11 protein-coding genes are annotated in these 11,859 nt (G+C 47.1%); 1 reads left to right on the forward strand and 10 read right to left on the reverse strand.

All coding sequences use genetic code 11. The features are described 5' to 3' along the window. Positions 1-178 precede the first annotated feature (178 nt). Positions 179-403 (forward strand): DNA polymerase III subunit theta, encoded by a 225-nt coding sequence (locus X965_RS17905; protein WP_036419519.1) that lies wholly within the window; start codon positions 179-181, stop codon positions 401-403. On the opposite strand, the gene X965_RS19825 is transcribed toward X965_RS17905, so the two are convergent. The 10 genes from X965_RS19825 to X965_RS19625 all read right to left on the reverse strand — a co-directional run. Continuing rightward, positions 400-1,704: a hypothetical protein gene (locus X965_RS19825; RefSeq protein ID WP_051997392.1), complete on the reverse strand. Its 1,305-nt coding sequence runs from the start codon at positions 1,702-1,704 to the stop codon at positions 400-402. The genes X965_RS17905 and X965_RS19825 overlap by 4 nt on opposite strands. 46 nt (positions 1,705-1,750) lie before the next feature. Further along, the gene (locus X965_RS17915; RefSeq protein ID WP_253280787.1) at positions 1,751-5,260 is read right to left on the reverse strand and encodes a host specificity protein J; all 3,510 of its coding nucleotides are present in this window, start codon (positions 5,258-5,260) and stop codon (positions 1,751-1,753) included. Continuing rightward, positions 5,261-5,842 (reverse strand): tail assembly protein, encoded by a 582-nt coding sequence (locus X965_RS17920; RefSeq protein WP_222598825.1) that lies wholly within the window; start codon positions 5,840-5,842, stop codon positions 5,261-5,263. Beyond that, positions 5,770-6,483, reverse strand: a complete 714-nt coding sequence (locus X965_RS17925) for a C40 family peptidase (protein ID WP_036419521.1) — start codon at positions 6,481-6,483, stop codon at positions 5,770-5,772. The genes X965_RS17920 and X965_RS17925 overlap by 73 nt, the downstream gene beginning before the upstream one ends. Before the next feature lie 3 nt (positions 6,484-6,486). After that, positions 6,487-7,185: a phage minor tail protein L gene (locus X965_RS17930; RefSeq protein WP_036419523.1), complete on the reverse strand. Its 699-nt coding sequence runs from the start codon at positions 7,183-7,185 to the stop codon at positions 6,487-6,489. Then, entirely contained in the window at positions 7,182-7,511 is a 330-nt protein-coding gene (locus tag X965_RS17935) for a phage tail protein (protein WP_036419525.1), read from the reverse strand. Before X965_RS17935 ends, X965_RS17930 begins: the two co-directional genes overlap by 4 nt. Before the next feature lie 39 nt (positions 7,512-7,550). Then, positions 7,551-10,694: a hypothetical protein gene (locus X965_RS17940; protein ID WP_051997393.1), complete on the reverse strand. Its 3,144-nt coding sequence runs from the start codon at positions 10,692-10,694 to the stop codon at positions 7,551-7,553. A gap of 68 nt (positions 10,695-10,762) precedes the next feature. Beyond that, on the reverse strand, positions 10,763-11,317 hold the full coding sequence (locus X965_RS17945; protein WP_036419527.1) for a hypothetical protein: 555 nt from the start codon (positions 11,315-11,317) through the stop codon (positions 10,763-10,765). A gap of 28 nt (positions 11,318-11,345) precedes the next feature. Beyond that, positions 11,346-11,534 (reverse strand): hypothetical protein, encoded by a 189-nt coding sequence (locus tag X965_RS17950; protein ID WP_036419539.1) that lies wholly within the window; start codon positions 11,532-11,534, stop codon positions 11,346-11,348. A 49-nt stretch (positions 11,535-11,583) separates the two neighbouring features. After that, positions 11,584-11,859: hypothetical protein (locus X965_RS19625; protein WP_172794100.1), on the reverse strand; the 276-nt coding region annotated here is incomplete at its 5' end.

The following is an 11,859-nucleotide window of genomic DNA, read 5'->3' on the forward strand; positions in this document are numbered from 1 at the left end:
ACCGAAGATTTATTAAAATACAACACGTTACACCGCATCTTTTCTCGCTCTCACGCACCAAGATGCATAAAGTTACCTGCTGATACGCAAGCATGCAAAATGTTACGCGTCCCAAACTCGTCCCAATATCCCAGCACCCTGCTATACTCCCATCATAACCCACCACTCAAAAACCAACATGCACAATATCGCCAACCTGCCTCAAGACGAAAAAGACAAAATTAATGCCGATTTAGCCGCAGCCGGTATCGCGTACAAAGAAAGACTCGGACTGCCGTATGATCTGTACGAAACAGAAAACCAGCAGCCCGAGCATTTACGCCAGTACTTCAGAGAGAGGCTGGAGCACTACAGGGAGATCGGGAAAAGGTTTCCGCGCGGGTTCGAGTATGAGAAGAACTAATTATTTTCCTGCGCTTCACGTTCTGCCTGCTCACGCTCCATCTGTTCAGCCAGTTCACGCTGCTTCACATTCCACACTGAGCCCTGCGGCATTTCGACACGCACATCGAGGCGGGTGGATTCCGGCAGATCACACGGTTCACCGTCCTGATAGAAAATACGCTCACCTTCCGGGGTGACTTCTTTCAACCGCCAGTTCTGGAAGCGTTCCGGTAAATGCGCATGCTGACGGTGACAGGTTTCGATGATAATACTGCCGTCTTCCAGGACGCGATCAGCAACATAAACCAGCTCAAGGCCGTTATTGTCTTTCGGTACTGAGATACCACCGTTTACGCCCCATGCACCATCTGAGTTATAACCAAGAATGCTGGTAATGTGATACTGGCCGGTGCCGGTGCGGCTGACTTCAGCACCTTCGGATTCGTCATTGGTATCAAACGTGCCGCCAGGATACACAAGAATTATCGGGGAGGATTTTTTCAGGTAACCACTGCCATCAACATAAATATTCCCGCCGATTACTGCGGCGCTGCCACTTCCGACATTTGCAAAACTGACGTTAGACCACCCTGATGTATTTCGGCACGAAACTAATGTACGTCCATCGTTATACCCCCACATACCGATGCTAAATCTGCCATCTGGTGATGTTATTTCAACCCTTGACTGATCATTGCCGGGGGTATTGGTTTTAACATTGATTGTTCCGCCTATCTTTACGGAGTCATTCGCAACGGAAAATTTTCCGGTACTACCACTGAGCACCTCAAACACAGATGTATTTATTCTTTGCCAAAGCCCTGCTTTATTTTTGTCTGACGGATAGATCTCTGTATATCCATTATCATTGATAGATAATCCCTTACCGATACTCAAACCAAGATCATTAATAGCATCTTTCACCACTTTAACACTGTCCAGCGTCACTTTCTGGCCGTTCGGCAGCTCAATTTCCACCTGGCCGGTGTCTGTCATCCACTGCTGCATTGCCTGGAGAAAATAAACGATATAGCCCTGATTGGCTGACATGGTACGGGCTGCATCCGAAATGGTGTCCGGTACCGTGGTGGCGATGGAGTATTTCGCGCCGCTGAGCGTTACCGGGGCATTGAATGACAACACCAGTTCGGTATCACTGTTTACCGCGCGGATCATCATACTGACAGGTGCTGTGCCGTTCTCGATGCTGATAAGCTGGCCGGGTGCCACACCGTGAATGTTCTTTTTCCACTGTGTACCGGTACCGGTCACAATCGGTGAACCGGCATTAATGGCTATAGTGCCGTCTGTGTAAATCATGGGTTTTCCTCGAATTTCGGACATAAAAAAACCGCCAGAGCGGTTATCATTTGAATGACGCTGAATTGTACTTACAGGCAAGAACAACGCCATAAGCCAGGCGAACGCCGACAGAACCGGTATGTCTGACACGGTACTCAACCTCTATTTTCACATCACGCCTTCCCGCAGAAATGAAAATAACCGCTGAGCGGACATCACCAAACCCGGCGACAGACTGCGCAACGCCGTCAATACGTATGTTTACCTCAGTCCCCTGCAATTTTCCCAGGGGGTACCCCTGATACTGCTCTACACCAACAATGATAGTTGGTAAAACCAGCGCGATGGCGTAAGGCATACCGCCGACATACGTCAATGTCGATTTAACTGTCGTCCAGTCTCCGCCGTCACCGTATATACTCCCTGCGCTCGCGGCAGGATAAATACCGGCCGTAACAACGTCACCGATTATCCGTTGTGCGTAGACGGTCCCGGCGAATTCACCATCTGTGGCATACAGCGTTCCGCGAATAATGGTATCGTTAAGTTCCGCTTTCCCGGTTTTGGCATCAATCAGGAATCCCTTTTTACCGGCGTCATAGTTTTCAGACTGAAGCTTATCTATCACCAGCAGGCTCTTTATCCACGCCTCATCCAGAAAAGCCTCCCGGATAAACACCTGGCCGTCCTTCATGTACATAAACAAATCCATCGATTTATTCACCGGGTTATAGAACGCAAACTGCTGCGCGTTAAAGCCGATAAGCGTGCTCACCTGTCCGTTTTTCAGCTCTGCGCCAATCACCATGCCGGCAGAATAGTCAGTCCCCTGATAATTGATCCGAACTTTCATATCGTGAACCACAGATCCTTCGCCGGCGGCCATGTCCCACTGCGCCCGGATGGAGTTCTGTGCCATGGCGAAACTGTCGTCTGCAGTCACCTTCACCGCGTCGAGTTTCTCCGCAAGTGCCGTGGTTTCTGTGACGGTGTAATTTCGCACTTCGATGATTTCTGCTTTCATCGCGCCGTTTTCGCGCTGCCAGTAGCCCCACTGGCCGTAAGCGTTATTGGCGTTATTGATGATGGCCTCGAAGTTATCATCCGCCTGAGACTGCAGGTCTTCGATGATAGCTGAGTCTTCGAGCTCTTTTTGTACAACATCCAGAATTTCCTGCGTGTTATTATTGGCCTGTCCTTTTTCCTCCACAAAATACGATTTCCCGTATTCATTAATACTGCGAACATAAAACCAGTAATCATGCCCCGGTTTTAACTGCCCCTTTGACCATACTTTTGCTCTGCCAAGGAATTCAGCCTCCTGTTCAATGTTGTTAATGTTGGTGATTCTCTGCTCACCGGAAAACCAAAATTCAAACTCGGTATTCAGTGTGTGCGGGGCACTGATATGTGGTATCAATTTCACTTCAAAGAAGCCTGATTCAACCCTGATAAACGAAGGGGCCGCTGGCGCACCAATAACCATCAGCACTTTCGACTCGCTTCCCAGCATTCCATTTTTATCTTTGCCGCGTACACCAACCAGATATTCCCCAGCGGCCAATCCGTTGAAATAATATTCAAGATCAGACGTTTCGCCGGTAAGGACAACCTTGTCATTTTTATAAACAGAGACAACGTAAGTAATATTTCGGTTAACTGTTGTTGTGGCCCACATAGCTCTCGCCTGCACCTGAGAGCTGTCATTGATATAGGCTACTGAAAGTCGCTCAATGTCAGGAATCCTGACCGTATTTTGTGTCGATGGATTGCCGGTGAAATCGACGCCATCGTCAACAATGCGCTCTTTTTGTGGTTCGTGAAGAATGCAGTTAAACTGATAGTTACCGTCTTTATCTTCAGTAATAGTCAGAACCCGGAACATTCGTGTAATCAGCGTGTTTTTCGATACAGAAAACACACCGAATTTTTGCAGTCCGGCTGGTTCGCTCTTCAGGATAACAATGTCGCCATCTACTGATGATATTTCTGTTCTGATGAACTTCCCGCTGCCGCCAAGGTAGGCAAAATATCCCTTATCACCAGAAGACCATTTTATAGGTGCATCTGTTTTTACTCTGCTGCCAACAACATCTAAAACCCGGCCACCGACTTTTGAACCCGCAAATGAATCATCAGCCACTTCAATGATGTCACCCGGAAGACAGTTAATACCCTCCCTGAAAGTTGAGAATGTTACACTTTCAGTCTCAAGCTTTTCTGTTTCCAGAATCCATTTACCGACACGATGGGCCTGCCCCCGGCTGGTACAACCGAAAGCTGTTACTTTCTTAACATTAAGCCCGCCAAGTCTGATGATAAGCCCGTCATCCTGTATGAATTCTCTCTCTTCCTGCCAGCCGTTATCCGGATTAATCCATGAAACCTCTATTGCGTTGTGTCTTGCACTTTTAGCTGTTGATGTATAGCTGAATTTTCCGTCGATAACATTTGAATTTGTGTATGTCCATTCAGGATCTGCTGCTCTGTCCTGAAAACAGGTTAACTGCAACCCGTCCCATAAAGGCATACCGCGAAATACAGATGCTAAATCATCAATAACATCTTTCGCTTTTCGCTGTGAGGTAATATAGGCATTGAAAGTGAATCGCGGCTCTTTGCCACCGAATCCATCTGAAACCATTTCATCGCAATACCTGGCTATCGCATATAAAGCAAACCGGTCACAACCAAAGCTCCCCATCATGGAGCCAATCCCGTAGCGCTCATTGGTCACCAGATCGTAAAAAATCCATGCGGGATTGTCCGTCCATGCAGGCTTAAACCTTCCCGTCCATATACCGTTATAGCTGCGTGTTTCCGGGTCATAATTATCCGGAACCTGAACAATCAGTCCTTTGATATGATATGTACGGTTAGGAGTATCGCCGTACTGAGATTTATCAATGCGCATACCAACCACAGCGGAGTTTGGGTATGAGAATTTAGCATCTGTGATTTCTGTATAGCTGGCCCACACCGTCCCATTTTTGAGAAGGTCACTTTTACTATCCTCAGTGAGGCGGGATACTCTTATCTGAAACGGCTTTTGTTTTGGCGCATTAATAATATGCGATTCAAGGTACTGCCCGCTTATCTTCCCAGGGCCTATTGTAATTTCTTTCTCTGTCATCCATCCGCTGCCTGCATTAATTTCGACGAGCATCTGAACAGAAGTATTTTCCTGATTACCTTTATCATCCTGTTTCACCAGCGCAGAAACACCCAACGTAAAGCGGATGCGGTCAACCTCCTGATCAGATACCGCACGCAGTATCGGTGTTTCTTTTTTCACTTCCACGTTCACAGGTATTTCTTTTTCTACAAACGGGAAGCCATCAAGCGGGGACTGAGACTGCGTGCCAGATTTCCACTGAACCTCAACCCCGCGAATATTCGGATTACCCTGTTTATCGACTACCGGCGTTCCGTTCAACATGAATCCCTGCATTCCGCCAACCGGCCCTTCAACAGGACCCTCTGACACCAAATCAATAACATTCAGGAATTGCTTATTTTTCAGATTGTCATCAACCAGTCTTGGTGTGCTTCCACCGCCGCCGCCTTTGCCCATTTATTCTGTCTCCAACCCCTGTGAAATAACATTTGAACCAACAACCATTTCTCCATAGCAAAGCGGGACAGGGTATCCCTGACCTATTCTGTTAGAGAGAGAACTGAAATACTGGTTACTTTCAGAATTACTTTCGCTGAAGTTAGGTGCCCCCGGTGTTCTGGTAAGCATGGTCGCCACCCCTGCTGCCGCTATCCCGACACCGGCAGCAAACATAGCTGTCGATGTCATCGTCGCCAGAAAACCACCGGGAATAAAGAATGACCCGGCAATAAGCGCCGCTCCGCCGATAATTCCGAGGAAGCCGCCTGATTTTGCACCACCGATAACCGGTACTATCGTGACAACATCACCTTCATTGAGCGGTGTATTTAATCCGGTCGCGATGCTGCTCTCTGTCATATCACGACCGGCAACGCGCACCCTGAACTGACCACTGTTTATTTCCCGTTTTAATCCGTCAATCTGATAACACAGGCATCTTAATGCCTCACCTGCACTGCTGACCTCTAATTCAAACCGACGTCCATATCGGCGTAAATAGCCTGCAAACTGTAGTCTGACCACTGTTTGTGTCTCCATATGCTGTGTGTGAATTTAAACCAGTAACCACCGTAAATATCTCGCTTGCTCAAACGGTCAGGGCGGTGGTGAAGAATCTCCTGATTACCGATATATAGCGCTGCATGACAAGGTTTTGATGTACCCAGGCAGATAAGAATAACGTCCCCCTCCTGTATCTCATCAACCTGGTGAAAACCTTGCCTGCTGATGTTATCCAGATACAAATTGTCACCGGTGTACCACCAGTTATCTCGCCGATCAAAGTCATCAAGACCGATACCGCACAAATGGTAAGCATCCCGGATAATGCTGTAGCAATCCTGAACGCCGTGATTAAACTCGCGCCCCAGCAGGCGCGGAACCGGATTAAATTTAAGCAACCGGTCATCACAAACCAGCCACCACGGCAGTCCGGTTTTAACCTGCATGCCTCTGTCGCCGGCACTTAAGAATGGCAGTCCGCCAGGGTGGCTGTGCACGACAACTTGCACTTCTGCATGACTCTCCGCCCTCAGCCATTCCTCCGTGCTGATTTCAAAATAATTTTCCGGGTCAGGGTGAATATTGGTACACGGGAAATAAATCCCTCCTGAAACCAATCCGCACGACTCCTTCACGCCTTCCGCTTTTGCGTGTGCGATAATGTCACCTTCAATCATGGATTAACCTAGTTTGTTGGAACCGAGAAACCCGCCAAACGGCAATACTGATGAGTGGCGAAGTTTGCAGCCACGGTACTTATGAGAGCATTGATCTTTTGTCGGGTCATTGGTTGGCTGATCTTTTTCATCTGCAACCGGAGGGCCGTCATACCCGCAATCCTGTCCACGATACCGCCACGGGCAGATATCAGCCTGAATAACCCTGGCGGGTATCTGCGCGTTATCGGTTTCTGTCGGCAGCGCAAGTACATATGTAACGAAATCTGAGTCAGAATTTTCACGTTGCTCAATGACAAATTTCTGTACAGCCTCCCGGGACGGATCTGCCTGATTGTTTCCATCCGGAAAATTTACCGCATCAAGATATTGCTCCATAACCTGCCGTCTGATAACGATTGCCCCCAGCGCATCGTCATAATCGTTATTGATTGCAGTCAGCAACCCGTCAATATTGGCGAATGTCATTTTCGGCCTTGCTGATGCCCCCTGCGCTGTCACGCTGAAACCAGTTACCTGAACCGGATACGGGTCATATCGATTACCCTGCCAAATAACCGGTTTCAACAAGCCGTTCATTCCGTCATGGAAACGGTATATATTCCCGCCGAAGCGACTTAAATCCACTTCATACAAATTAAGCATTGCTGATTGTTCAATCTGAGTAACCGCAATCCGCATATCTGATGGGATATCTCTCACGCAACCACCTCCTCAAACACACAATCAATCTGCCAGACAGCCTGCTTTCTGGTTACCTGCCAGTTACGGCACACAAATGTCCGCAGGGTTCTGTCATCCCCTGTCAGCCACAGGAATGATTCGACGGCACCGTGCTTACTGAGAAAGTTATCTATTTCACGCCCGGCTGAAACCGGTTTTATGAATGCCAGGTTATATGTTTTAAGGTGATTATTGATTCCGTCTTTGGCTCTCTGCTCGTAGCCATTGCCGAATTTCGCGACCCTGACCTTCGGTTCATTATTAATTTGGTAGGCATCTTCAGGACGCCATTTAAACTCTTCCATTTATCTGTTCCATTAAAAAAGCCACCATACTGGTGGCTGTTAATAGCGCTGATTACCTTGTATTGCACCGCTCCTGATCTCTGTCATCAGGATGTCATAAACAGTACCTTTAACCATCCCGGTTATCATTGTTACTTCCTTCTGTGTTATGCCATTGGGAGCCTGAACCTGAAAATTGAAATGCATATCCCCCATACTGATACCGCCTCCACCACCCATCTGCCGGTTACTGATAACTTTTCCACTGTCACCTGGTATCATGTACTGATGCCCGTTCGATGCCTTGAATATTTCAGGCTGGCCATTCTCACCAACGCGGTACATTTTGTTGGCGTCAACGGGGCCGCCGTTGTAACGGGCACCGGCGATAGCTATCATTGCCGGAATGGCGGATGACATGGCCATCATCCCCCATGTAGCTGCTGACCCCATTGTTGCAATGCTGGTTGTTGCGGCAGCGGGTGCCATTGCGGAATTTATTGCAGAGCCTGTTACCGTGGCGTCAGCTATAGCCTGAGCACTTGATGCCTTACGCATGGCGTTCTCAGTAACCATATTTTTAATCTGCTGCATCCCCATCTGAACGAGCGCCCCAACAGCCTCATCAATAATGGTTGACGCTACATTACGAAATGCATCATTAAGGTTCTGTGTGCCGGTAACAAGCCCTGTCAGTACGTTGGATGAGCGTTGGCCTAGTGCATCCAGCCCATCAGCCAGGAATTGATTGGCCTGACTCTGATTACGCCAGATTTCCCACTGAGCATTAAGCCTTGCATCCTCATACTCAGTATTTGCAGCATTCATTAATTCAAGGCTTTGTTGCGCCGTAATAACTTTCTGATTCTCAAAATCCTTAATCAGTGCCAGTTTCTGAGCATGCTCATTTGCCAGCGCCTGAACCGGATCAACCTGTGCCGCCATTTCCTGAACGGGGGATACCGCTGATTTCGCGTTTTCCTCTGCTGCCTTTTTTGCATACTCTGCGTTAATTTCAGCCCGGCGCTTCTGCGACTGCTCAAACGTCACATCTCCGGCCTTTAGCTGCCGCTCAAGCTGCGCCAAATCATCGTCACGCGTCTGTTTTGCTTTGGCTAACACGTTGGCATCAAGTGCTGCTTTCTGGTCTGCTGAGCGCTGCTCAATGGCGAATTTCTCTGCGACCAGCTTTTCAGCCTGAGCGATTTGTGCTGATGATGCTTTGTCACCGAGTGACTTGGCGGCATCGTACTTCGCCATTTCCAGCGACCCTTCGCGGTAGCCGGTATTGAGGCGTTCGAGCGCTTCCGCCTGTTTTTTCAGCGCATCAGCAGCAGTATCTTTTTTGCTGCCTGACTTTCTGCCTTTTTTGTTTTGCTCGGAGCGTTGTTGCTGAAGTTCTGCTAATTTTTTCATACCGCTGATGTATCTGTTTATCTGATCATCATCGGTCATCCCCATGGCCGTTGCGTTTAATGTTGCGCGGTATTCCGCAGCTGCAACGGCGCCCTCCTGCATCTCAATTTTAAGTGCGGTGACGTTTTCTTCTATTGAATTAAGCATTAACTCAAAAGAATTATCTGCTTTTGTTTCAAACAGGTTTCTTAAATTTGATACGGCAATATCGGCATCTCCCGCCTCAACACCGATATCAATCATTTTTTTTCTGAGAGACTCGAGAGCAACTTCCATTTCCGCAGCAGCAGGCGAACCTGTTTCAAGCGTTTTACTGAGTAATTCATTAGATTCGATCAGTGATTTTGCTGATTCGTTATATGCTTTATTTGCGGCAATCTGACTTTCTGTCATCCCGGCATGATCATTACCAACATCGGTAAATTTTTGCTGTTTACGGGTTAGGTCTGATACTGACGAGCCCAAAGTGTCGTAATCACCTTTGAGCGTTGTCAATTTAGAGGAAAGGTTAGCCAGAACTTGCGAATACATCAGACCGCTATACTGGTTTTGCTGTTGCCACCGCTGCTGCCCCATTGACATCATTTCATCAATGCGCGCCTGCGTATCCTTAATTTCCTGCTCTACATTCTTCAGATTCTTGGTCTCAAGCTCAATGGTTAGCTTTGTCTTCTCTGCTGCTGCTTTAGCCTGTGCCGCAGTAAGCTCATCAAGTTTCTGAATGGCTTCATTAATCTTGTTTTTGTATTCGTCGATTTTTGAGTTATCACTCATAGCCTGATAGAGTGCATACACTCCGGCGACGGCTAAAAGAATAATACCGGTTGGCCCACCAAATAACGCCATAACATTGCGCAGGCCATTCATTGCTACCGACTGAGCCGTTGATGCCTGCGCTGCCCTTGCCTGAGCCGCAGCAAGTGTGTCATTCGCTGCCGCTGCCGTGGTTTTAGCTTTCTGCTCAAGCGCTGTGGCTGCATTTAATTCCTGCGTAACCTTGGCCTGAGCCGCTTTTGCTGCTGTAAGTTTATTTTCGACCTGCTCAACCTCTCTGCCGGTTGTGGCAAGGTGCTTCTTGATTTTATCTTCGGTGGCATACAGCGCATTTTTTGCTTTTTGTACTTCGCGGAGATTTCCCTCGCTGGCGAGAATTTTATAACTGTTCTCTGCCTCTTTTACTGCCATAACCTGCTTGTCGCGGATCAGCGCTAATTCTTTCTGTCTGGCGTCTACTGATGCCTCAAACCCTGACAGGTTGGCGACTTCTGACTCTGCTGCCTTAACTGCCGCGTCAGCCATTTCTTTTTTTGCTTTCGCCGCTAATGCCATTTGAGATGCAGATGCCTGATATGCCGCAGCCTCTCTTTTAATGGCCTCTGCATTTTCAACTTCGGCAGCGGTTGCAGCAATAGCCGCCTGAGCGTGCCTCAGTAACGAGTTCGTGGCACTGCCGATGTTTCCAATGTAACCGGCACCTAATGCGCCTGACACTGTGCCAATGACACCGGTAAATTTATTGTTTGCCGTCGCCGCTTTATCCGCTGCTGCTGAGTTTGCTCCCATCTTGCCGGATAACTGAGCCAGATCACGCGATAGTTTGTCGATAGTTGGCATTTTCAACGCGGTAGAAACCTGTGCTGCTGTCGTGTCCAGTTTCGACATTGCTTCAGTGGCCTTTCCTGACGACCGTTCAAGCCCACTCATTGCCTTATTGACCTGCTGTTCACCAGTAAGCAGACCTTTAACATCCATGCTTACCTGATAGACGATCTCACCAACGTTTGCCATTTTGTAGGCTCCTTAAAAAAGAAAACCCCATCACAAGGACGGGGTTTGTTTATAGTTTTATTACACATCTATCCAGCAAGATTCCTATAGTAATTTAAGGAAACCCAAGCGGATCTATTTCCTGTTTTAGATACAACTAATGAAATCTTAATAGTGGCATCTTTTGTTTTATATTCAGCATCAAGGGGTGAGCAATCGTTCTTATTGATACAATATGATATTAATTCGTCATATTGTGACTTGCTGCGAGTTGGCTCATTAAGACTATTTTCAACATGCTCCATCACAGCCTTATATGCATTCACTATTGAATCATGGCTTTTATCTTCAGAAAGAGAAATTTCTCTGGTTCTGGCATTTATGAGACCAAGGCCTACCGATGTTTCAAAGTACAGATAATATGTTTGTACTATTGTGACTTCTTTGGGTGCTTCGTGTGTTTTAGCAATAACGATTCCGTCATCATTGCCAACATATTCAAAATCTTTAAGATTTTTTGATTTGATATCATTGTAAGATTCTCCCCATTCAAATCCAAATGGAGCATCAGTGGAAAACTCACTTTTTTCCTTACAACTCACCAAGGCCAATATTGCAATAACCGCAATCAATACCTTCTTCACATCCCCACCCTCAATAATTAGTTTTAAATCACAGCCAGCCGAAGCCCTTAGCCATTAATCCAGCCAGCCCCAAAGCGACAGCAATAATCGCACCAAACAGCATGCGGAAGTCTGTTTTTGCATCAGAGCGGATATCTTTCAGGTTTTCTTTTATTTCGTGGATATCACGCTTGATGTACTCAGCATCAGATTCAAGTTTCGCTACTCGTGCTTCCATGTTTCCTCCTCCGCCGTTTCCTGATCTGTAATCACCTGGTAGTAAATTATCATTCATTTTCTTTTTTAGCTATTTCCTGCATTTGCTCACCCATTTTTTTAACAGATTTTTTAATTTTATCTTTTCTGTGTTTATCTATATATTCCAACGCTTTCTTTTTAACGTCATCAAACCCATCTTCGCTAAGAAGCATGTGTCTTAGCAGAACGGTGCTAACGGCCTCTTTGTAAGCACTCTCCATTTCCCCGTCATCGATTTCAAATTTGACCTCTTTCCCTTCGTTGGTTTTAAGGGATATCGTATGCCCGCCAGAGAACATGTTTGA

Source organism: Morganella sp. EGD-HP17 (assembly GCF_000512315.2).
In the GTDB taxonomy this organism is placed as follows: Bacteria; Pseudomonadota; Gammaproteobacteria; order Enterobacterales; family Enterobacteriaceae; genus Morganella; species Morganella morganii.